Origin of the sequence: Microbulbifer variabilis (genome assembly GCF_023716485.1) — a bacterium.
GTDB classification, from domain to species: Bacteria; Pseudomonadota; Gammaproteobacteria; order Pseudomonadales; family Cellvibrionaceae; genus Microbulbifer; species Microbulbifer variabilis_B.
In genome coordinates this window covers 775,686-795,959 of the sequence record NZ_CP092418.1, presented here as the reverse complement: position 1 = coordinate 795,959, position 20,274 = coordinate 775,686, and the positions used below count along the sequence as shown (strand labels likewise).

The 20,274-nt window shown below is 52.9% G+C and carries 20 protein-coding genes and 3 pseudogenes; 15 read left to right on the top strand and 8 right to left on the bottom strand.

Annotation, left to right across the window (positions count from 1 at the left end; genetic code table 11):
- Positions 1 to 242 precede the first annotated feature (242 nt).
- Positions 243 to 503, bottom strand: coding sequence for a hypothetical protein (locus tag MJO52_RS03625; protein WP_252084598.1), 261 nt, complete (start codon positions 501 to 503; stop codon positions 243 to 245).
- Positions 504 to 703: 200 nt separating this feature from the next.
- Here MJO52_RS03625 and MJO52_RS03620 point away from each other — a divergent pair, with 200 nt between their 5' ends.
- Positions 704 to 1,705: a rhodanese-related sulfurtransferase gene (locus tag MJO52_RS03620; RefSeq protein ID WP_252084597.1), complete on the top strand. Its 1,002-nt coding sequence runs from the start codon at positions 704 to 706 to the stop codon at positions 1,703 to 1,705.
- A 3-nt stretch (positions 1,706 to 1,708) separates the two neighbouring features.
- On the opposite strand, the gene MJO52_RS03615 is transcribed toward MJO52_RS03620, so the two are convergent.
- Together MJO52_RS03615 and apbC are read right to left on the bottom strand one after the other, a co-directional pair.
- On the bottom strand, positions 1,709 to 2,101 hold the full coding sequence (locus MJO52_RS03615; RefSeq protein WP_252084596.1) for a hypothetical protein: 393 nt from the start codon (positions 2,099 to 2,101) through the stop codon (positions 1,709 to 1,711).
- Between the two features lie 735 nt (positions 2,102 to 2,836).
- Positions 2,837 to 3,988, bottom strand: coding sequence for an iron-sulfur cluster carrier protein ApbC (gene apbC, locus MJO52_RS03610; RefSeq protein ID WP_252085959.1), 1,152 nt, complete (start codon positions 3,986 to 3,988; stop codon positions 2,837 to 2,839).
- Between the two features lie 214 nt (positions 3,989 to 4,202).
- Between apbC and metG the strand changes: the two genes are divergently transcribed.
- The gene (metG, locus tag MJO52_RS03605) at positions 4,203 to 6,230 is read left to right on the top strand and encodes a methionine--tRNA ligase (RefSeq protein ID WP_252084595.1); all 2,028 of its coding nucleotides are present in this window, start codon (positions 4,203 to 4,205) and stop codon (positions 6,228 to 6,230) included.
- A 28-nt stretch (positions 6,231 to 6,258) separates the two neighbouring features.
- Here metG and MJO52_RS03600 read toward each other — a convergent pair whose 3' ends face one another.
- Positions 6,259 to 6,531, bottom strand: a complete 273-nt coding sequence (locus MJO52_RS03600; RefSeq protein WP_252084594.1) for a hypothetical protein — start codon at positions 6,529 to 6,531, stop codon at positions 6,259 to 6,261.
- Between the two features lie 52 nt (positions 6,532 to 6,583).
- On the bottom strand, positions 6,584 to 7,162 hold the full coding sequence (locus tag MJO52_RS03595; RefSeq protein ID WP_252084593.1) for an EamA family transporter: 579 nt from the start codon (positions 7,160 to 7,162) through the stop codon (positions 6,584 to 6,586).
- 147 nt (positions 7,163 to 7,309) lie between these two features.
- Here MJO52_RS03595 and MJO52_RS03590 point away from each other — a divergent pair, with 147 nt between their 5' ends.
- The 4 genes from MJO52_RS03590 to MJO52_RS03575 all read left to right on the top strand — a co-directional run bounded on the left by MJO52_RS03590 (position 7,310) and on the right by MJO52_RS03575 (position 9,425).
- On the top strand, positions 7,310 to 8,251 hold the full coding sequence (locus tag MJO52_RS03590) for a D-2-hydroxyacid dehydrogenase (protein ID WP_252084592.1): 942 nt from the start codon (positions 7,310 to 7,312) through the stop codon (positions 8,249 to 8,251).
- A 169-nt stretch (positions 8,252 to 8,420) separates the two neighbouring features.
- Positions 8,421 to 8,669 carry a hypothetical protein gene (locus tag MJO52_RS03585; protein WP_252084591.1) on the top strand — a complete coding sequence of 83 codons (249 nt, stop codon included), beginning with the start codon at positions 8,421 to 8,423 and terminating at the stop codon, positions 8,667 to 8,669.
- 41 nt (positions 8,670 to 8,710) lie between these two features.
- A complete protein-coding gene (locus MJO52_RS03580; protein WP_252084590.1) occupies positions 8,711 to 9,205 on the top strand; it encodes a hypothetical protein in 495 nt (164 codons plus the stop codon).
- Positions 9,183 to 9,425, top strand: coding sequence for a hypothetical protein (locus MJO52_RS03575; protein WP_252084589.1), 243 nt, complete (start codon positions 9,183 to 9,185; stop codon positions 9,423 to 9,425). Before MJO52_RS03580 ends, MJO52_RS03575 begins: the two co-directional genes overlap by 23 nt.
- 83 nt (positions 9,426 to 9,508) lie before the next feature.
- On the opposite strand, the pseudogene yghU reads toward MJO52_RS03575, so the two are convergent.
- Positions 9,509 to 10,386 (bottom strand): annotated as a pseudogene (yghU, locus tag MJO52_RS03570) (glutathione-dependent disulfide-bond oxidoreductase).
- Between the two features lie 354 nt (positions 10,387 to 10,740).
- Between yghU and rsxA the strand changes: the two are divergent.
- From rsxA to MJO52_RS03530, 9 genes and pseudogenes are all read left to right on the top strand, one after another.
- Positions 10,741 to 11,317, top strand: a pseudogene (rsxA, locus tag MJO52_RS03565) (electron transport complex subunit RsxA).
- Between the two features lie 9 nt (positions 11,318 to 11,326).
- Positions 11,327 to 11,941, top strand: a complete 615-nt coding sequence (gene rsxB / locus MJO52_RS03560) for an electron transport complex subunit RsxB (RefSeq protein WP_252084588.1) — start codon at positions 11,327 to 11,329, stop codon at positions 11,939 to 11,941.
- 93 nt (positions 11,942 to 12,034) lie between these two features.
- Complete coding sequence (gene rsxC / locus MJO52_RS03555) at positions 12,035 to 13,081, top strand: electron transport complex subunit RsxC (RefSeq protein ID WP_353505480.1); 1,047 nt, start codon at positions 12,035 to 12,037, stop codon at positions 13,079 to 13,081.
- Positions 13,029 to 13,982 (top strand): 4Fe-4S dicluster domain-containing protein, encoded by a 954-nt coding sequence (locus MJO52_RS03550; protein ID WP_252084587.1) that lies wholly within the window; start codon positions 13,029 to 13,031, stop codon positions 13,980 to 13,982. Before rsxC ends, MJO52_RS03550 begins: the two co-directional genes overlap by 53 nt.
- Positions 13,963 to 14,088, top strand: a complete 126-nt coding sequence (locus MJO52_RS21275; RefSeq protein WP_286037001.1) for a hypothetical protein — start codon at positions 13,963 to 13,965, stop codon at positions 14,086 to 14,088. The genes MJO52_RS03550 and MJO52_RS21275 overlap by 20 nt, the downstream gene beginning before the upstream one ends.
- Positions 14,088 to 15,141: pseudogene (locus MJO52_RS03545) on the top strand (RnfABCDGE type electron transport complex subunit D). Before MJO52_RS21275 ends, MJO52_RS03545 begins: the two are co-directional and overlap by 1 nt.
- Positions 15,141 to 15,845 (top strand): electron transport complex subunit RsxG, encoded by a 705-nt coding sequence (gene rsxG / locus MJO52_RS03540; RefSeq protein WP_252084586.1) that lies wholly within the window; start codon positions 15,141 to 15,143, stop codon positions 15,843 to 15,845. Before MJO52_RS03545 ends, rsxG begins: the two are co-directional and overlap by 1 nt.
- Positions 15,845 to 16,558 carry an electron transport complex subunit E gene (locus MJO52_RS03535; RefSeq protein ID WP_252084585.1) on the top strand — a complete coding sequence of 238 codons (714 nt, stop codon included), beginning with the start codon at positions 15,845 to 15,847 and terminating at the stop codon, positions 16,556 to 16,558. Before rsxG ends, MJO52_RS03535 begins: the two co-directional genes overlap by 1 nt.
- Before the next feature lie 354 nt (positions 16,559 to 16,912).
- A complete protein-coding gene (locus MJO52_RS03530) occupies positions 16,913 to 17,623 on the top strand; it encodes a TetR/AcrR family transcriptional regulator (RefSeq protein WP_252084584.1) in 711 nt (236 codons plus the stop codon).
- Between the two features lie 92 nt (positions 17,624 to 17,715).
- Here the strand turns inward: MJO52_RS03530 and MJO52_RS03525 are convergent, their stop codons facing one another.
- Positions 17,716 to 18,870: an SO2930 family diheme c-type cytochrome gene (locus MJO52_RS03525; protein WP_252084583.1), complete on the bottom strand. Its 1,155-nt coding sequence runs from the start codon at positions 18,868 to 18,870 to the stop codon at positions 17,716 to 17,718.
- On the bottom strand, positions 18,863 to 20,164 hold the full coding sequence (locus tag MJO52_RS03520; RefSeq protein ID WP_252084582.1) for a parallel beta-helix domain-containing protein: 1,302 nt from the start codon (positions 20,162 to 20,164) through the stop codon (positions 18,863 to 18,865). Before MJO52_RS03520 ends, MJO52_RS03525 begins: the two co-directional genes overlap by 8 nt.
- Positions 20,165 to 20,274: the final 110 nt, after the last annotated feature.

Genomic DNA, 20,274 nt, shown 5'->3' with positions numbered 1-20,274 from the left:
ATAAAAATACCGCGCATTATCATGGGGAAGGCAACCGCTGGTTTGGTAGCACCGCCGGAGACAAAAGCTCCACAGTTGCCTCGCGACGGCGCTGTGATTGGGGTGTGCTGTCACACAGTCGCGATTCCCTTCACCATAACCATAGCAGTTATCGGCATATTGGGCGCAAAGAGCCGCCTCCCAGGACTACCGGGAAGACATCCACCAGCAGCAGGCGCACTTTGAGGTCACAGCAAAACTATCTACCAGCCGCCATCCGCTTCTTGAACAGGGCCGACAAAAGTAGAGATGCCCTCTTCCCGCAAAGCGTCCAAGGCTTCCTCAAGGGCATCCTGCTCTGTCTCAAAAGCATCCTCCCACACGGTGGAGTTGTTATTCTCATCGACAATTTCGAGCAGCCAACCGCCCTCACCATCCTCGAATATATCGATTTGCACAGATACCTCGCCCTCGCGGTAGATCTGGCTCAATTCTGACTCTTTCGGTGCAAATTCTTCGCCCATGGGGTTCACCTCGCTATGACCCTGAAAATTCGGCCAGAACTTTGACAAGTTGCGGCTCCCCGGTCAACAAATATTGTTGTGCTGGGACAACAGCTGGAGCGCTTGCTAAATGTACGACAAGCTGTTTTTTTTTGCGATAAAATGCGCGGCGATTTTTTCTGCCCCGGATTTACGCTCCGGACTGCATTTAAGGAAGTACCATGAATCAATTCGTTGTCTGTGCACTCTACAAGTTCGTCACTCTGGAGGACTTTGAGTCTCTGCGCACTCCCCTGCTTGACGTTATGCTGGAAAACCAAGTGCGCGGCACCCTACTCTTGGCCCGAGAGGGCATTAACGGCACTGTTGCTGGTTCCCGCGAGGGCATCGACTCCATCCTCGCCTACTTGAAGTCAGACGAGCGCCTTGCCGAGCTGGATTACAAGGAGTCCTACACTGGCGAGATGCCGTTTCTGCGCAGCAAGGTCAAATTGAAGAGGGAGATTGTCACTATGGGCGTAGAGGGCATTGACCCCCGCCGAGTGGTTGGCACCTACGTCAAACCAAAAGACTGGAACGCCCTAATCAGCGACCCAGAAGTCGTTGTTGTGGATACCCGCAACGACTATGAATTCCAGGTGGGTACTTTCAAAGATTCTCTCAACCCCAATACCGAAACCTTCCGAGAGTTTCCCCAGTACGTCAAAGACAACCTGAATCCAGCCAAACACAAAAAAGTCGCCATGTTCTGCACTGGCGGTATCCGCTGTGAAAAGTCCACCGCCTATTTGAAAGAACAGGGCTTTGAAGAGGTTTACCATCTGCACGGTGGCATCCTCAAGTACTTGGAAGAAGTACCCAAAGAGGAATCTCTGTGGGAGGGTGAGTGCTTTGTTTTCGATGAACGCGTCACCGTCAACCACGATCTGGAGCGAGGCCAGTACGATCAGTGCAATGCCTGCCGTATGCCTATCACCAAGGAGGACCAGCAGTCAGAACAGTTTGAGCAGGGAGTTAGCTGTCCGCATTGTTATGACAAAGTGAGTGACGCTGATCGCCACCGCTTCCGCGAGCGCGAGAAGCAGATTCAACTGGCGAAAAAACGCGGGGAAAAACACATGGGCCAAGATGCCCGTGAAATGACTACCGCTAAACGCCTGCAGAAAAAAGAAGAGCGGCGCCGCCAGGCGGAAGCTCAGCAGGCCAAAACCCAGCAGGCGTAGTAATCAGCGAAGTACCGGCCTGGGAGTGCCCTTGATCTGGGTGAGCCAGGCCTCAGCCTCAGCTTCGGCAACAAATTCCCGCGAACTATGCCGGCACAGGCAGGTGCCGTCGGTCGACAGGGGGGAAGTACAGCGGTTGCGCGGATGTAAAACGGCAATATAAGCGCAGCGCAACACCGGGTGCTCGGCTATAAAGCTGGTGAACTGCCGCTGCTCCTCCAGGGTAACCCTCGTGCGCGCATAGCGCATATCCAGTAATACCCGCAAAGGTACACGGTGGCGGTACTTTTCTACCAATCGGGCAGCCGCCTCCATTTTTTCTGCAAATCCCACGGGTCCATAAAATAAAACCCGCGCTATACCCCCTATCGGTCGATAGCTAATATTAAAATTCATGGATGAAAGCACTCGCGCTTTTGTCTTTGTTATTTTTATCGACTACAGCTACTGCAATGCCTGATGTATGCCCTACCTGAGACCAATAACACGGTGGCCACCACAGGTTTGCACTCCTGATATTATTGCCCTCGGCGCAGGAAGTCTGTACCACGCAACCGAGTGTTATCCACGAACCGACTAAACATCTCCCGGTATATTCCGTGGATTATCGCGGCTTTTCTGATTATCCGAGTTGTCCCTCCAATAAAAGTAAAATCACATAAATACCTTAACGATTGCCAGAGGATATTCAGCAGGAATACTTACTCTTTTTACCGCAGAGGCTGAATTCGAGCAGTCATAGGCAAAACTGCCATAAGTATCTACAGAATAAATTGGGTCTGTTAAAAAAATACTAAAACCCTGACGATTAACTTGGCAGCGTACCAATAAAGGCTAACAGGCACACTAGCGCGAGCGAAAGCGCCGTAAATACAAAATCGCAATAAATAAATTATTTAAAGACCCATTTTTCAATGGCTCAACTGCGAGCCATCAACAGAGTCATTATTACGAATCTTTACAGAGACATGAAAAGCCTGCGTTAAATTCTGGCTTATCAAGATTGAGCGCTCCTGCAAAAACGAAATTTCACAGAGGCGCCCGAAGGAGTTCAATATAGGGAGTTTTGCCCCTTTAAAAAACCACAAAAAATAAAAAGTTAATGCTTTGTGATCAATATCGCGGTTGGGTTCAACTAATTTCGATTTCCGGCAGTTCCTCGTCGCTGCTGGCATTCAACCAAACCTGGGCTGCAGCTTTGCGGGCAATTTCCCGGTAGAAACCGGCAATTTCACCCTCGGGATCTGCGGTTACACTGGGGCGACCACTGTCGATATCGGCGCGAATTTTCTGTGCCAGAGGCAATTCGCCAAGCAGGTGGGTATCGTATTCCTCAGCGATACGCTCACCACCACCTATGCCGAAAATCGGCTCACTATGGCCACACTTGGAACAGGTATGAAGGGCCATATTCTCAACAATGCCAAGCACTGGTACCGACACCTTGCGGAACATCTCCACGCCTTTGATAGCATCCTTCAACGCCAAATCCTGTGGTGTAGTCACAATCACCGCACCAGCTAAAGTGGTTTTTTGCGCCAGAGTCAGCTGGATATCTCCGGTACCCGGGGGCATATCCACAATTAAATAATCCAGCTCTTCTTTGGCATCACACCAAAGGGTTTGTGTGAGAATTTGATTGAGTGCACCACTGGCCATAGGGCCGCGCCAAACTGCCGGGGTATCCTCAGTCATCAAGTACCCCAAAGACATTGTCTCGATACCTAATGCATCCACTGGCACGAAGAACTTCTGTTCCTTCACATGCGGGCGGACCCCTTCGGTACCAAGCATGGTGGGCAGGCTGGGACCATAGATATCCGCATCAAGTAACCCGACCCGCGCACCCTCTGCCGCCAGCGCCAAGGCCAGGTTCACGGCTGTGGTGGACTTGCCGACGCCACCCTTACCAGAAGCAACTGCGACAATATTCTTTACGCCACGCAATGGCTCTGGAGCGTTGGCCGATGAGGTGGCAGGGATATCGCTGAATAATTCAAATTGCAAGCCGTGGCCGCCTAGGGGACCACTCTTCATCAGGGGCTCACAGGCCTCGGTAACCCGCTTGCGCCAATGTACTTCCTGGCTTGCGCAGGGGTAGCCGAGGGTAATACCGACGTACACGGTATCATCTTCGTAGCCCACCTCAATATCTGCATCCAGCTGATCCAGCGGCAGGCCACTGGCCGGGTCCTGCAACTGACCAAGGCACTCTGCCAGACGCTCCAGTTCGGCCTGCACTTCCTTTGATAACTCTTCATGATCGTGGTGGTGATCGCTCACGGTATCTCCCTCTAGGTGCTTCTTGTCAGAACCGCATTGTGTCGGATGAAGCGGCCCAGCGCCAGCGACGGGCTCAATCCCGACCGCTTTATACACGAGCATGGCCCACACCTCCCCGGCATAGTACAAATCTGCTATATTTCGCCGTCTTTTGACGATCTCCGGCCACTCCAGCGGAGCCTCCGGCCGCAACCCCACAGCGATGGAAAAACCGATGCCCGATACGCGCAAAATCCTAGTCACCAGCGCACTCCCTTACGCCAACGGCTCCCTGCACCTGGGCCACATACTCGAATATATCCAGACCGATATCTGGGCGCGTTTTCAGCGCTCCCGCGGTAACGACTGCCTGTACATCTGCGCCGATGATGCGCACGGCACCGCAATCATGCTCAAAGCTGAGCAGCTGGGTCTGACACCGGAGCAACATATCGCCAATATGCAGGCGGAGCACGAGCGGGATTTCGCCGACTTCCTAATCGGCGTGGACAACTACCACTCCACCCACTCGGAGGAGAACCGCGAGCTGTCCGCTATGATCTATCGCCGCCTCAGTGAAAATGGCCACATCGCTTCGCGCACCATCACTCAGGCCTTCGATCCGGAGAAACAACTCTTCTTGGCGGATCGCTATATCAAGGGCACCTGCCCCCGTTGCAGCACTCCCGATCAGTACGGTGACAACTGCGAGGCCTGTGGTGCCACTTACAGCCCCACGGAGTTGATTGATCCAGTGTCCGCCATCTCTGGCGCCACGCCGGTGGAAAAAGAGTCAGAACACTTCTTCTTCACTCTCCCCGCCTTTACCGAGTTCCTGCGCAACTGGACCCGCTCCGGAACCCTGCAGGATGAAGTGGCCAATAAGTTGGCTGAGTGGCTCGAGGAGGGATTGCAGGAGTGGGACATCTCTCGCGATGCGCCTTACTTCGGTTTTGAAATCCCCGATGCGCCAGGCAAATACTTTTACGTATGGCTGGACGCCCCCATCGGCTATATGGCCAGCCTGAAAAATTACTGTGATAAGAATGGCAGCAACTGGCTCGATTACTGGAAAAAAGACAGCGATGCCGAGGTATATCACTTTATCGGCAAGGATATCGTCAATTTCCACGCCCTGTTCTGGCCTGCCATGCTGGACTCCGCCGATTTCCGCACACCCAACAAGGTCTGTGTTCATGGCTTTCTTACGGTTAATGGTAAGAAAATGTCCAAATCCCGCGGCACCTTTATTAATGCCCGCAACTACCTGGACCACCTGAGCCCGGAATATCTGCGCTATTACTTCGCCGCCAAACTCACAGCCGGCGTGGATGATCTGGACCTCAACCTTGACGATTTTATTGCCAAGGTAAATTCCGATCTGGTGGGCAAAGTGGTCAATATCGCTTCACGCACCGCCAAGTTTGTCAGTAAGGCCGGCGGCAAGCTCGCCACCGAACTGGCCGATGAACAGCTGTGGAATCAATTTGTCGAGGCCGCACCGCGTATTGCCGATTACTACGAGCAGCGCGAATACGCACGCGCCATGCGCGACATTATGGCCCTGGCCGATGCCGCCAATGCCTGGATCGCCGACAAGGCACCCTGGTCCCTTGCCAAACAGGAAGGCACAGAAGCCGAAGTACTGGCGATTTGCTCTCAAGGCGTAAATATGTTCCGCGCCCTGATCACCTGGCTGGCTCCGGTACTACCCAATACCGCGCAAAAGGCAGCGGAATTCCTCAACAGTGAACTGGATTGGACCCAGGCCACCACACCGCTAGCGGACCACGAGATCAAAAAATTCAAACCTCTGCTACAACGGGTGGAAAAAACCCAGGTAGATGCGGTGATGGAAGCCGCACAGGAATCACTGGCCCAGCTACAGGCTGAAGTCAAAGCGGCCAGTGGCCCGCTGGCAGAAGACCCTATTGCCGAGCAGATCCAGTTCGACGATTTCGCCAAAGTGGACTTGCGTATCGCCCTCATCGCCGAGGCGGAACACGTCGAGGGTGCCGGCAAACTGCTGCGTTTGACATTGGACCTGGGCGGAGAGACCCGCCAGGTATTCGCCGGTATCAAGAGTGCCTATGCGCCGGAAGAGCTGGTGGGCAAGCACACCGTTATGGTAGCTAACCTGGCACCGCGCAAAATGCGTTTTGGCGTGAGTGAAGGCATGGTGCTGGCCGCCGGTCCAGGCGGTAAAGACCTGTGGATTCTCGAACCCCACACAGGCGCCAAGCCCGGTATGCGCGTAATGTAATTTATTTTTGGGGTGGGCACTGTCCACCCTAGCGCAGCGATACCGCAATTAAACCGGCACATACCAGCCCCACGCCTAACAGCTGGGGTCTGTGTGCCGGTTCTCCCAACAGCCAGATAGCAAATCCCACTCCCAATGGAATACTGAGCTGGCGCAAAGCGACCACGTAGCTCACATTTTCCGTCATCGTCATCGCCAACAGCACCAGTCCATAAGTCGCTCCCATCATCAGGCCGGTCAAGATACCAACCTTCAAATCCCGCAGATTTTCTAATAATTGTCCGCGCCCCACTCGACTCATACAGCCACATAGTAACCAGACTCCACTGACAAAAAACTGCAAGCCCAAGTAGCTATACGCCACCACCGCAGGTGTTACCGGCGTCGCCAAGTGCCTCTTCCAAATAAAGCAGTGCGCCCTTATCCGCCAATGAATATCCCACCGTACCCAGTGCCGCTACCAGAGCCCAGGCGCAGTCCGCTCTCCAGTACACGCTCCAGTGCCATTGACGAAAATACACCAGCGGCACCAACAAACAGCCGATCGTCACCAACAACATGCCCAGCCAGGCTTGCCAGGGCAGAACCTGCCCCAACAACACCGTTGCCAGCGCCACAAGAAGTACCGGCAGAGCCCGTGCGATGGGGTAAACCAGGCTGATATCGGCGCGCTGATAGGCCAGTGCCAGCCCCCCCATATAAATCATCTGAAAAAAACCGCTGGCCAGTAACAACAACCAGAAAGCACGAGGTAGTGAGTGAGCCTGTGACAGGACCCAGAGACCAAGGGGGAGAAGTAGTAGACCCACACTGAGAGTAGCGATACAGAAAAAAGCTGGGGAGGGGGTGCGGGATTTTCCCAGTAAATTCCAGCCCGCGTGAAGAAATGCCGAGATTAAAACCAATGATGCTGCAGTTATCGATATTCCCATAAAGGCCCTCTTCATTTGTGACAGAAAGGCCCGTAAACAAACCGTAGCCAACCCTACAAGATCTGCAGCCGTCCTATAAAAGCCATTGCATTCGACCTCTGCTGACGTAGCATGCCGCTATCTCACACAGGAAATTGAGGAGATTCCATGCGCGGAGTATTTCTGGACGCAATGACCATGAAACTTGGGGAGTTGAATATACAGTCCCTAAAAAACAGTCTAGATCATTGGGATTTCTATGAGACCACCTCAGCCAAGCAAACCGCCGAACGTATCGCCGATGCGGACGTAGTTATTACTAATAAAGTGGTTTTGGACCGCACGCTTCTGGAGCAGGCCCGCTCTCTCAAGCTGATCTGTGTGTGCGCTACAGGCACGAATAATATTGACCTGCAAGCCGCACAGGACTCGGGCATTCCCGTGCGCAACGTGCAGGGATACGCCGGCGCTTCGGTACCACAGCACACCCTGGCACTAATTCTCGCCCTCGCTTCCCGCTGGCATCACTACCATCAGGACGTCATGACCGGCCGCTGGAGTCAGTCGGAAATTTTCTGTTTACTCGATTATCCTGTCGTAGAACTAGCCGGTAAAACCCTGGGAATAATCGGTTATGGTGAATTAGGGCAAAGGGTCGCCAAACTGGGGGAAGCCCTGGATATGCAGATTTTGGTGGCTGAATCCTTCAGTGGAGAAAAACGCGCTGACCGGGCACCACTGGCGCAACTTACAAAGGAATCTGATGTAATCAGTCTGCATTGCCCCCTCACGAAGCAGACAGAGAAATTGATCGATCGCGATTTTATCGACAGCATGAAACCCGGCGCACTGTTGATCAATACCGCGCGGGGTGGTTTGGTGGATGAGGAGGCCGTAGCCGACGCACTGCGCAGTGGAAAGCTCGGCGGCGCCGCACTGGATGTTTTGAGTGAAGAGCCCCCACCGGCAAGTCACCCCCTACTGGCCACTGATATTCCCAACCTGATTATCACGCCTCACAACGCTTGGATCAGCCGTGAGAGCCGCCAGCGCTTACTCGATGGTGTGGTAAACAATATTGAGGCCTGGAAACGGACACTCACACCATAAATGCCATCAGCCCCCTGTAGAGACACCGATCAATAGCGATATAACTAAATTCACCAAAACAGTTCAGAGTTATTTTTTATTACCCTAAATAAAGAGCCAATGCTTCTGTGAATTGATTGCTGCGACTATAGAATTCTGCGGCAATCATCCCCTGAAAAGGAGCAATCCGATGGCAACTGCAAGATCTCCACATAACTCCAGCAGGGATAAGCTGCAACAGGCCTATAATCTCGCAGGAGAGGCCGCTTCTGATGCTGCTGAAAACCTGAGACAGAGAGCGAGATCTTCTGTCCAGCAACAGAGGCAACGCGCTTCAGAGGTTATGGAAAAAGCGGAGTCTTCCCTGCGGGAAAGACCGATCCTCGCAGTCGGCTGTGCTTTTGTGGTCGGCTGGGCAATCGCCAAGCTTTTTAAATAAAGCCAAAGCGTTTGTCGTTTTAACCGGTAAGGAAACCGCCGATGGGCAATGGAGAAAAACGCCAGGGAACTGACCAGAATTCCGACCCGACCGCGCAACAGCGCGGGCGGGACGGTTTCGCTGAAGGCAGCGGTAACGGTGATAGTAGCGACACTGGCGGCAGTTTAGAGGAGACTATGGCTCGTGTTGAAGCCACTCTCACTCTTATAACTGCATGGATGGGTAATATTCAGCGCTTATTTCAACTAGAGCTGGAGAGAACCCTAACAGCCGGGAAAAGGCTGATTATTCTGCAGTTGATGCTGGTACCCCTGGGAACCGCACTACTCGTCAGCCTTTGCGGTGGCATTGGTTTGATTGCCTACTATTTTAGCCAATCGATCTATATCGGCTTCCTTGTATTTGTACTGATACAAATTGCCCTTTTCCTCGGTGTGTTGCTTTATCAGCAAAAACTGCGCCCTCTGCTGGGGTTTGAAGAAACCAAACGGCAGGTAAAAGAGGCCATACAAGATGTCGCTGAAACAATTAAATAGAGAAATTACACAATGCCGTGTGGACGCTGAAAAACAGCGTCGCAGTGCGTTGCGCTTGTTTGATCAACAGCAAAGGCAAATTAACCAGCAGCTGGGCAAAATTCCTATAGTGGCCATTCTCGGCGTCGCTTTTGCCGCCGGCTTTATTACCGAAAAACTCTGGCAGCTGCCACACACCTCACAAATCATTCAATTCGCACTCTCTATGCGCGCCCTATAAGCTATTTCGCTAAAGCTAAATAAGCAGAGAGACAACCATCTCACCCTGGGCGTGCAATAGAAAAAACTGCCAGTCAATACTGCTCAGCTGCCTTTTTGCGCCATTTTGTCCTGGGTTTTTTCCTCAAAATCACTGGCGTCATGGCGTTCATGGAGCTGCTTACTGGGATCCCCCCAGGTGCGGTTCACCATACGCCCACGCTGTACCGCCGGTCGCTGTGCAATTTCATCCGACCAGCGCACAAGGTGTTTGTAACTCTCGGTCTGCAGGAATTCGCTGGCATCATAGGCCTCATTACGGATCAGGGCTCCGTACCAGGGCCAGATGGCTATATCTGCAATGGTGTATTCACGCCCAGCGATAAACTGGTGCTTAGCCAGTTGCCGGTCCAATACATTCCATCTGCCGCTTTACTTCCATGGCAAAACGATTGATGGGGTACTCCAGTTTCTCGGGCGCATAGGCATAAAAATGCCCAAAGCCTCCACCGAGATAGGGCGCCGCCCCCATCTGCCAAAACAGCCAATTGAGAGTCTCGGTACGCTGCTCCGGTGTATGCGGCAGAAAGGCGCCAAATTTCTCTCCCAGATACAGAAGAATTGATCCGCTTTCAAAAACCCGAATTGGTGGTGTCGTACTGTGGTCCACCAGGGCTGGGATCTTTGAATTTCGGATTGATATCCACAAAACCACTGCCGAATTGCTCACCCTCAGTGATGCGAATCAAGTGGGCATCGTATTCCGCCCCTTCAACCCCCAGTGCCAGAAGCTCCTCCAGCATAATCGTAGCCTTGGCACCATTGGGGGTTCCCAGGGAGTACAGTTGCATCGGGTGCTTGCCCCGAGGTAATTCTTTATCATGGGTGGCTCCCGCTATGGGGCGGTTAATTTTGGCAAACTGCCCACCACTTTCCGCATCCCACTTCCAAACCTTGGGCGGAGTATAGGGTTGATCCGGCATTACAGAGCTCCAACTGGTGTTACGGGTTAATCCAATAGAGATAAGGGCATACTCCCCGAGAGTAAAGGGTCGCGCCAATAAATCCATGGAAACCTTAAATCGCCTCTCGTAAGCATCGCGCACTAGCCCAGAGGTACCAACTATTCTCAAAGCCAGAACCTAGCTTGGCGCCTTGCAGGGGTCCTCTGCTGCCAGAAGATCCCCGACTGAGTTGAAGGCCCCCCGCGACTCACCCATAATACCGGCCCTGCGCGACATTCGACGGAGCCCCAGGCCCTCTGCCTCTCACCGGGGCACCTCGACTCCGCCAAGGCGCTAGCATCATTTTGTTCCTGGGCTTCAACCGGACCTGATATGACCGAATTTGCAGTCATCCTGCTCAGCACCATCCTGGTCAACAACTATGTGTTGGTGCAGTTTCTTGGGCTGTGCCCCTTTATGGGTGTCTCCAACAAACTGGAGACCGCCGTGGGTATGGCCGGCGCCACCACTTTTGTACTCACACTGGCCTCTATCTGCTCTTACCTGGTAAATACTTATTTGCTTGAGCCCTTTGGCATCGAATACCTGCGCACTATTTCCTTTATTCTGGTGATCGCGGTAGTGGTGCAATTCGCCCGTATGTTTATCGAAAAAACCAGCCCACTGATGTACAAGGTTTTGGGCGTTTTTCTGCCGCTAATTACCACTAACTGTGCCGTACTGGGCGTAGCGCTGCAAAACACCATGAAGGCCCACACATTTATACAGTCCACCCTGTATGGCTTTGGCGCCGCGGTAGGCTTCTCCCTTGGTATTGATTCTTTTTTCCTCCATGCGCGAGCGATTGTTTGCCGCGGATGTACCGCTGCCATTTCGCGGGGCCGCTATTGGCATGGTCACCGCAGGGCTGATGTCCCTGGCATTTATGGGCTTTAGCGGTCTGGTATAGGGTTACGTGATGCTGGACTGGATTTCTGAAATTTCCTCCCCTCTGCTGGTACTCGGCGGTATGGCTCTGGTGTTTGGCGCCCTGCTGGGATTTGCCGCCATTCGCTTTAAGGTGGAGGGGGATCCTCTGGTAGAACAGGTCGATGCCCTGCTGCCGCAAACTCAGTGCGGGCAGTGTGGCTATCCCGGTTGCCGTCCCTATGCCGAAGCAATTGTGCATGGAGACGCCATCAACAAATGCCCCCCAGGCGGTCAAGCCACCATCAACGAGCTGGCCAACCTACTGGATATGGAACCCATGCCCCTGGATGCAGAGCACGGGGTCGAAGATGTAAAAAGAGTGGCCTTTATTCGCGAAGCCGAATGTATTGGCTGCACCAAGTGCATTCAGGCCTGCCCGGTGGATGCCATCGCCGGCGCAGCCAAATATATGCACACCGTAATTGCCGACGAATGCACTGGATGCGATCTCTGCGTAGAGCCCTGCCCCGTGGATTGTATTGATATGGTGCCCGTAGATATGCCGCTACAAGATTGGCATCCACAAAAGCCCGAAGACGGTATCCAGCTGATTGCCACCGACCGTCGCCCGCAGCAAACAGATCAACGGGGAGGTGCAGTTTGAACCCCCGAAAATGAAAACCGCACAGCGCTACAGGAAAAAAACCAGCGGCGCGAAGCGGTAGAGGAGCGTCGCGCCGCCCGCGAGGCACAGCTAATCGCCAGCGAAAAGGCGCGGGAACTGCGCCCCAATGATTTCCACGGCGGCGTACATCCACCGGAAAACAAGCAACAGAGTACCGGCGAACCCATTGGCAGCATTCCCCTGTCCGAGGATTTGATTGTGCCTCTGCTGCAACACAGTGGTGCCACTGCATTGCCCCTGGTCAAACTCGGCGATGACGTACTAAAAGGCCAAAAAATTGCCGAGGCGGATGGCCTGATCAGCAGCCCTGTGCACGCCCCCAGTTCCGGTAAAGTCGTGGCCATAGAGCCCTGCGCCGTCCCCCACCCTTCGGGGCTCGCCGAGGACAGTATTGTGATCCGTACTGACGGCGAGGAGCACTGGTGTGAACTGCAACCCTGTGAGGATTACACCCAGCTTTCGCCTGTTGAGCTTCTGGAGAAAATTCGCGACTGCGGCATCGCCGGCATGGGCGGTGCGGGCTTCCCCACCGCAGTGAAACTCGATCCCCACGGCGGGGCGGAAATCGACACACTGATCATTAACGGGACAGAGTGCGAGCCTTACATTACCGCCGACGACATGCTGATGCGCGAGCGCGCTGAAGAGATTATCGCCGGGATTGGCATCATCTCTTATATCCTTGACGAGCCCGAGCGCGTATTGATCGGGATTGAGGACAATAAGCCGCAGGCCATTGCCGCCATGCGCGAAGCCGCCGGAGATACCCGCTTTGATATCGTGGTGTTCCCCACCAAGTACCCCTCTGGTGGGGAAAAGCAACTTATCCAGATTCTCACCGGCCGCGAAGTACCCAATCAGGGCCTGCCGGCCAATGTCGGCATCGTCTGCCAGAATGTGGGTACCGCCAGGGCCATTTATCGCGCCGTTCGCTATGGTGAACCTCTAATCAGCCGGGTAACCACAGTTGTTGGGCAAGCCCTGGAGCGCCAGCGCAATATCGATGTGCCCATCGGTACTCCCATTCACCATATTCTCAAACACCACGGTATCCACCGGCGGCCAGATGCAAAAGGTGATTATCGGCGGTCCCATGATGGGTTACACCATCGACGATGAGCGCGCCCCTGTAGTCAAAACCACCAACTGCCTATTGGTGCCTACCAACCAGGAGTTGCCACCAGCACCGGTAGCCAAGGCTTGTATTCGCTGCGGTTACTGCGCCGAGGCCTGCCCAGCTTCACTGCTGCCACAGCAGCTGTACTGGTATGCACGAGCCGATGAGCGCGAAAAGCTGCAAGCTTATAACCTGTTCGACTGCATCGAATGCGGCGCCTGCTCCTATGTCTGCCCCAGTACGATTCCGCTGGTGCAGTATTACCGCGCTGCCAAAGGGGCAATACGCCTGGCGGAGGAGGAGAAAGAAAAGTCCGACCGCGCCCGCGATCGTTTTGAGTTCCGCAAGCTCCGTCTGGAAAAGGCCGAGAAAGAAAAAGAAGCCAAACGTGAGGCACGCCGCAAGGCAGCCGAACTGGCGCGCCAACAGCGCGAGCAGAGCCCTGAGTCCGAGGAAGCCAAAGAGAGCAAGCAACAAGCAGATATCGTCGCCGCTGCCCTGGCCCGGGTTAAATCCCGCCAGGAGGATCCCCAGCAGCTGCTCGCCCGTGCCCAGCGCACCTTCTCCAGCGCCGAAAGCCGCGTCGAACGCCTGCGCAATAAGGTGGAGGCCGCAGAAGAAGGCCAACGCGACCAGCTGGCAGCCCAACTCAAGGCTGCCGAGTTAAAACTGCAGGAAGCCGAACACAAGCTCACCCTGGCCAGGCGTCGCGCCGATCGCGATCCCGCCAGAGAGCCCAGTCAGGAAGAGACCAGTGCCGCCGTGCGCGCTATCACTAAGGCGCGTGCCTCGGCAGAAGCTCGCTCTCAAATGAGCGATGCCGAGCGACTCGCCCGCAGATATCGAGGCCCTGCAGAAGCGTCTAGGCAAAGCCGAGGCAAGGTTGCAAAAAGCCAAAAATGAAAATGATGCCAACCTGGCGGCCTTTGAGACTGCCTTGGAAAAGCTGCAGAAAAAGTTGGAAGACAAGATGCGAGAGCAAAAAGCCGCACAGGATGGTCGCCAGTAATGTCCTTGATGCGAGCCACCTCCCCCCACGCCCGCTCCGGCGATAACACGGCCAAAGTGATGTTGCAGGTAGCGGCCGCCACCGCACCTGGTGTTCTGGCTATGGTGATTTATTTCGGCATCGGCGTGTTGATCAATATTGCCTTCTCTGTAATTACCGCTCTGCTGTGCGAAGCCGCAATCATGAAACTGCGGGACAGGCCCGTGGCTTTCTACCCTGCGTGACTACAGTGCCATGGTCACGGCACTCTTACTGGGCATTGCTCTGCCTCCATACTGTGCCTGGTGGTTGCCGGTAGTCGGCAGCGCCGTGGCCATCGTATTGGCTAAACAGCTATATGGCGGCATGGGGTACAACCCTTTCAATCCGGCCATGGTGGGTTATGTGGTATTGCTGATCAGTTTCCCGGTGGATATGACCCGCTGGGTTGGCGCGGCGGATGTGATCGGTGGTGCACCGGATATTGGCGAGGCCATTTCCCTGGTCTTTGGCAGTTACAACGTGGATGGTTTCACCCGTGCCACTCCCTTGGAAATCGTGCGCCTCAACGAGTCAGTGTTGCTGTCACAACTCTACGAGATGGAACCGGTTTTCAGCCAGGGGACTTTTGCCGGGGCAGGCTGGGAAACCATCAGTTTCGGGTTCCTGTTGGGCGGACTTTTTCTATTGTTTCGCGGCATTATCACTTGGCACGCGCCAGTAGCCATGCTCGCAACCCTGACCCTGATCTCTCTGTTTTTCTACGACAGCGGCAGCTCTCTTTCCGAAGGCTCACCACTGCTGCACCTGTTCTCCGGCGCTACCATGTTCGGGGCCTTTTTCATCATCACAGATCCGGTCAGTGGCTGTACCAGTAATAAGGGGCGCCTGATCTTCGGCGCCGGTGTTGGACTCTTCACTTATATTATCCGCGCCTGGGGCAGCTACCCGGATGCCGTGGCCTTTGCGGTACTGCTGATGAACTTTGCCGCACCCACCATTGATAATTACACCCTGCCACGCACTTATGGCCACAAGCGGGCGCGTCGCGCTACTGACTTGGAGGAGCACTGATGCTCAAGCAGTCTATGGCCACCAATGCCGTTGTGCTGACCCTGTTTGCCCTGGTCACTGCAGGCACTCTGGCAGTGACCCAGATCACCACCCGAGAGCCCATTGAACGGGCGATACGCGCAGCCTCTGCCAAAGCCCTGCTAGAAATTATTCCTCTGGATCGCCACAGCAATGACCTACTTGTGGACACCTATCCAATTCCCAAGACCTACTGGAATCAACTAGGGCTCTCTCAGGGTGGCGATATCAACTTAGCGCGCGGCAAAGACGGTAAGATTTCAGCGGTCATTGTACCGGCGGTGGCACCAGACGGTTACTCGGGCCCAATCAAAATGCTGGTAGGCGTCAACCGCGATGGCACCATAGCTGGTGTACGGGTCACCAGCCACAGTGAAACGCCGGGCCTTGGTGATAAGGTCGAACTTAAAAAAAGTGATTGGATTCTTCAGTTCGATGGCCTCTCACTGAAAAACCCACCCTCTAGCGAGTGGAGAGTTCAAAAAGATGGCGGGGTCTTCGACCAATTTACCGGTGCAACGATCACCCCCCGCGCAGTGGTTGCTGAAGTACATCAGGTGCTGGAGTTTGTCGCCAAAAACCATCAGCAAATATTCAGTGCACCGGTGTCCAAGCGAGCCGTTGAGGTGGAAAATCCTGAAGCGGAAAATACTGATGAGGCTCAGCCCAATACGGAGCAGAATTAATGGCGACCCCCGGTTACGCAGAAATTACCCACAACGGACTCTGGAAAAATAACCCCGCCCTAGTTCAGCTTTTGGGGCTCTGCCCCTTATTGGCAGTTACCGGCTCAGTGGTCAACGCTATTGGTCTGGGGCTCGCCACCACTGGTGTACTCACCTGTTCCAACTTGGCAGTTTCCCTAGTACGGAAACAGATGCCCGACACCGTGCGCTTACCCGCCTCGGTGATGATCATCGCCACCTTCGTCACCTGTGTCGAACTCTTGATGAAGGCTTTCACTTATGAGCTCTACCTGGTGCTGGGAATTTTTATTCCATTGATTGTTACCAACTGCGCCATCCTCGGCCGCGCCGATGCCTTCGCCAGTAAAAATCCAGTGCTGCCGTCACTGGTCGATGGTTTTATGATGGGGGTTGGCTTTACCGCAGTGCTGATTGCTATCGGCGCCGTGCGGGAAATACTCGGCCAGGGCACTTTGTTTTCAGATATGGATTTGCTATTGGGGCCTATGGCCAAAGACTGGAGCCTAAACTTGCTGGGAAGTAATTATCCCGGTGTGCTGGTGGCGGTGTTACCGCCCGGTGCATTTCTGGTAGCCGGTCTACTGATTGCAGCGAAAAATGCTATTGATGCAGGTATTGAACGGCGCCGCAGTCAGCAAATCAGAATTGTACCTGGCTCCAAACGGGTGCGCGTTACTGGAAAAATCTCTTAAGATTGCCCCAAACAAGCCCTTATTCCCTACGACAATCGTTTAGTGTAGCGAAAGCTATTCGATTGTCGCTGACCCACTTGCCGAGTAATTGTCATATTCCGGTGAGAAAAAGACCTAGGATTGACGCCTAAATCTTTATTTTCTGATTCAATAAAAGCCCCCTATACAAAAGTGCACCATATTGAGGAGATTCACGTAGAAAAACCACAAGTGAAGCCTCTGACTTGTGCAATCTTCGTGTAATCGAATGTAATAGCTTTATTCTCTCTTTTTGAATTCGTTTGGCTAGAATGGCACGACCGAACAGCTTGCTAGAGCGATCGGAGCCAACACAAAAAGAACAGGGATACTGCTATGACTGTAGACAATGGAAAGTCTGATCTGGTCTATCACGGCCGCCGCGCACAGCGAGCCGACAGCCGCCTGCGCCGCAAGGCCATCCTAGAGGCCACCCTGCGACTAATCGTAAAAGAGGGGATTCGCGGTATCCGCCACCGCGCCGTAGCTCGCGAAGCGAATGTACCACTGGCCGCCACTACCTACTATTTTAAAGACCTCAACGATCTGATCAGTGATTCATTCACTTACTTCGTTGAGCAGGGATTGGAAAGCACACGCCAACTTCAAGAAGAAAGTTTCAATGCGGCTCGCAACCTCTCTTCACAAGAGCGCGCATCGAGTAGTAGTCACAAACTGTTGGTGCAGCAGCTCACCCGCTTCATCCTCACACATGTGCGCAACCAGGCTGAAGATCGTGACCGCCGTTTGGTTGAGTTGGCCTTCCGCAATGAGGCGCTGCGCAACGAGCAACTGACGCGGGCGGTACGCATGTCAAGCCATGCGAGAGAGTCCCTAATTCAGGAATTCTTCCACTTGCTAGGAGTTGTTGATCCAGAAGCCGCTGCGCAAATCGCTCACGGCACTATTCTCAAGTTGGAATATGAAATTTTGAGTGGCTCCATTGCACTGGATTCTCCATTGCTTGAGCGCACAGTTACCATGATGGTTCGCGGCTTAATTCCTGCAACAGCTACCCAAGTTGCCGAGACCGCAGCATACGGCTGAAATATAAAGACTATCTCACAGGTTAGCGGCACGGTGCCCAAACACTGTGCCGCCTTCTTCCTTAAGTGGCCAGCCTGATATCACTCACTGCACTATGAGCAACTCCCCGACATAGCCGCCACCCACTGGCGTAGTAAGCTCACCCCCTCTTCATGTACCAAACTTCGCCCTAACTCCGGCATCATCGCGCCCGGATCGCTGGACTCTACACGGAAATTCAAAATTGAGTGATCCGGCTCTCCCGGTACTATGGCAAATACCCGCCCTCCACTGCCAGTACCCGCCGCTACTGGTGGTTTACACAAGCCCATCTTGCGCCAGTCTGTTTCACTGTGATGAAGCATCAGCCCCGATGTGTCAGCGGCACCGGCCGGGTTATGACAGTGACCGCAGTTGATATCGAGGTAGGCGCGAGCTCTATCTTCTAGCGATTTTGAAGTATCTGCATAACTAGCCTGGCTTGGTAGTGATATCAGCGCGGGAAGCCCTTTCAGATATCCCACTTTCTGCCAGTGGGATAACTGATTCTCTGTTCCACTAAGATAGGTAAAATCTCGATTTAAGTGTCTTGCTCTCGGGCCGAGTGGAGAAATCTTCTTTCCAGTAAAGTTGTCAGCATGGCAACCGGCGCATTGATTGGCATCGGGCACCACATAAGTAAATTCTGAGACATCCCCAGAGTCGTTCACCAGTTTAAAATGTGTGGTATCACCAGCGATTTCATAAACGGCTTCAGTTTGAGCCGCATTCCAAATATAGGGGATCGCCTGCCAGCCCCTCTGACGTTTTACTAGCAGACGGGTCTCAATCAAGCGCACAGCCCGCATATCCAAAGCTTCTCCACTGCGTCCCTCAAGGTAGTCCCGAGTAAAACTATTGGTGCGCAGAACTGTATCACCCTCTCCTCTTGGATAGTAAAAAGTCTTGGTAAGTACCGTGCCCACCGGATACTCAAACTGCTCCTCACCATACTCTGCCGAGGTGCCGGCGGGCATCCACACAGTTCGCAGTTTATGGGCGTAATCGGTAAATAGCCCAGTATTTAAATCATACGGCAGCACACCTGCGTTGGGGATCAAACCGTTATCAATAATATTGACCAGATTCCAGTCACTAAGCCTCTCAGGAATAGCATCTTCGGCAAATAGTTGAACTGGGGCTTGGGCTTTCTCGCAGCCGCTAAGGGTGACCATTAATGTAGCAATAAGGAGAAGGAAAGAACCCACCAAATATTTCCACTTATTCATTCCCCCCCTCCAAGACAGCCAAATGATCTCCCACGCTTTTTTCTACATCTGGGCGGTCAAATTTCAAAACGACCTCTGGTAGCTTTTTCAGACGGCACTGATGAGCAGAAATATCGGTAGAAATATTCTGATAGTTATTTTGGAAATCAATATTCAATATGCCCACATCCGTGTTATCGATGCATAGCCGAAGGTGGTCTGGCAGGGCGCCCTCAAACATTTTCTTGGTATCTACAACACCATCCCAAAGTACATCGGGCAAGCTTCCACCTAGTCCAAAACGCGCTAACTTTAGCGCCTTAAGTTCCAAGTGGTCTGGTGATGAACCACCTCCTGCAAAGTGATTGTTATAGATATAAATACCTTCTGGATATGGATCGAAGTCTGCCTGAGTCGACTTATCGCTGTAATAACCCGCAGTAAAGTAGCTACTCACAATAATATTGGCAGTATCATTATCCGCAATCTTGTTATCAAATATCTCAACCTGATCATTGGAATTAATCACGATACCCGATCCTGCAGGAACTGCAGCCACAGGGGTTCCTTCATGCCCAAAGTTTTTTACATTGTTTTTAAATATATCGTTATCATAAATACGCGTACTATGCCCAGGCTGAGGCAAATTTGGCATATTGAAAACTAGAATGCCCCCAGTATTATTGGTTGCCACATTGCCATACACATCAGCACCGATAGTATTTTCTATTTCGATGCCCGCCACATTAAACTCAGCGCGATTGTTCCGCACAATCACATTGCGAGACTGACCAACATAAATACCAGCATCTGAGGAGCCAATAGCTACTGAACCTTCCACCAAGGTGTTTCGTGTCTGTACCGGATAAATTCCATAGGCACCATTTTCTGTAGATGGGCCATTAGTCCACTCAACACGAACATTACGAATAATAATGTTTTGCCCTTCATTAATTTTTAAGGCATCACCCACCGTATCCTCAATTGCCAAATTTTCTATCGTAAAATCGTTGGCATTGACCAACAGTCCCTCAGCTCCTTGAATCTGACTCTTAAAGGAGAGGATAGATTTATCCATTCCCATACCACGAATAGTGACATCATCAACATTTAGAGAAAGACTACGATCAATCTGAAATTCTCCTTCAGGAACAACAATGACATCACCTGGCTTAGCAGCAATAAGTTGCCTCAACAGTTTTTTCTGAAAATCAACGTCATTAGTTGCAGGATTTGTTTGAGGGGCTTTCTTCTCTCCGCAGGCGGAGACTAGTAATAACGTGAGAGCCACCCCGATGTAGGACAAGGTCTTCATGCTTCACCCTTTGTTTGAATTATTGTTTGTAGCTACTACATCTGGCTTTGGTAGGTACGAATGTACCAATTAAGTCGCGCAAAAAAACTTGCTAGGCAAGCTTCTGCATA

Coding starts and splice junctions, on each gene's coding strand:
- MJO52_RS03525 (WP_252084583.1), bottom strand. CDS start 18,870: ATGAATAAGTGGAAATATTTGGTGGGTTCTTTCCTTCTCCTTATTGCT.
- MJO52_RS03580 (WP_252084590.1), top strand. CDS start 8,711: ATGGGCAATGGAGAAAAACGCCAGGGAACTGACCAGAATTCCGACCCG.
- MJO52_RS03620 (WP_252084597.1), top strand. CDS start 704: ATGAATCAATTCGTTGTCTGTGCACTCTACAAGTTCGTCACTCTGGAG.
- MJO52_RS03550 (WP_252084587.1), top strand. CDS start 13,029: ATGCAAAAGGTGATTATCGGCGGTCCCATGATGGGTTACACCATCGAC.
- MJO52_RS03585 (WP_252084591.1), top strand. CDS start 8,421: ATGGCAACTGCAAGATCTCCACATAACTCCAGCAGGGATAAGCTGCAA.
- MJO52_RS03590 (WP_252084592.1), top strand. CDS start 7,310: ATGCGCGGAGTATTTCTGGACGCAATGACCATGAAACTTGGGGAGTTG.
- MJO52_RS03625 (WP_252084598.1), bottom strand. CDS start 503: ATGGGCGAAGAATTTGCACCGAAAGAGTCAGAATTGAGCCAGATCTAC.
- MJO52_RS03595 (WP_252084593.1), bottom strand. CDS start 7,162: ATGGGAATATCGATAACTGCAGCATCATTGGTTTTAATCTCGGCATTT.
- MJO52_RS03600 (WP_252084594.1), bottom strand. CDS start 6,531: ATGAGTCGAGTGGGGCGCGGACAATTATTAGAAAATCTGCGGGATTTG.
- metG (WP_252084595.1), top strand. CDS start 4,203: ATGCCCGATACGCGCAAAATCCTAGTCACCAGCGCACTCCCTTACGCC.
- rsxG (WP_252084586.1), top strand. CDS start 15,141: ATGCTCAAGCAGTCTATGGCCACCAATGCCGTTGTGCTGACCCTGTTT.
- rsxB (WP_252084588.1), top strand. CDS start 11,327: ATGCTGGACTGGATTTCTGAAATTTCCTCCCCTCTGCTGGTACTCGGC.
- MJO52_RS03530 (WP_252084584.1), top strand. CDS start 16,913: ATGACTGTAGACAATGGAAAGTCTGATCTGGTCTATCACGGCCGCCGC.
- MJO52_RS03535 (WP_252084585.1), top strand. CDS start 15,845: ATGGCGACCCCCGGTTACGCAGAAATTACCCACAACGGACTCTGGAAA.
- MJO52_RS03520 (WP_252084582.1), bottom strand. CDS start 20,164: ATGAAGACCTTGTCCTACATCGGGGTGGCTCTCACGTTATTACTAGTC.
- MJO52_RS03575 (WP_252084589.1), top strand. CDS start 9,183: ATGTCGCTGAAACAATTAAATAGAGAAATTACACAATGCCGTGTGGAC.
- MJO52_RS03615 (WP_252084596.1), bottom strand. CDS start 2,101: ATGAATTTTAATATTAGCTATCGACCGATAGGGGGTATAGCGCGGGTT.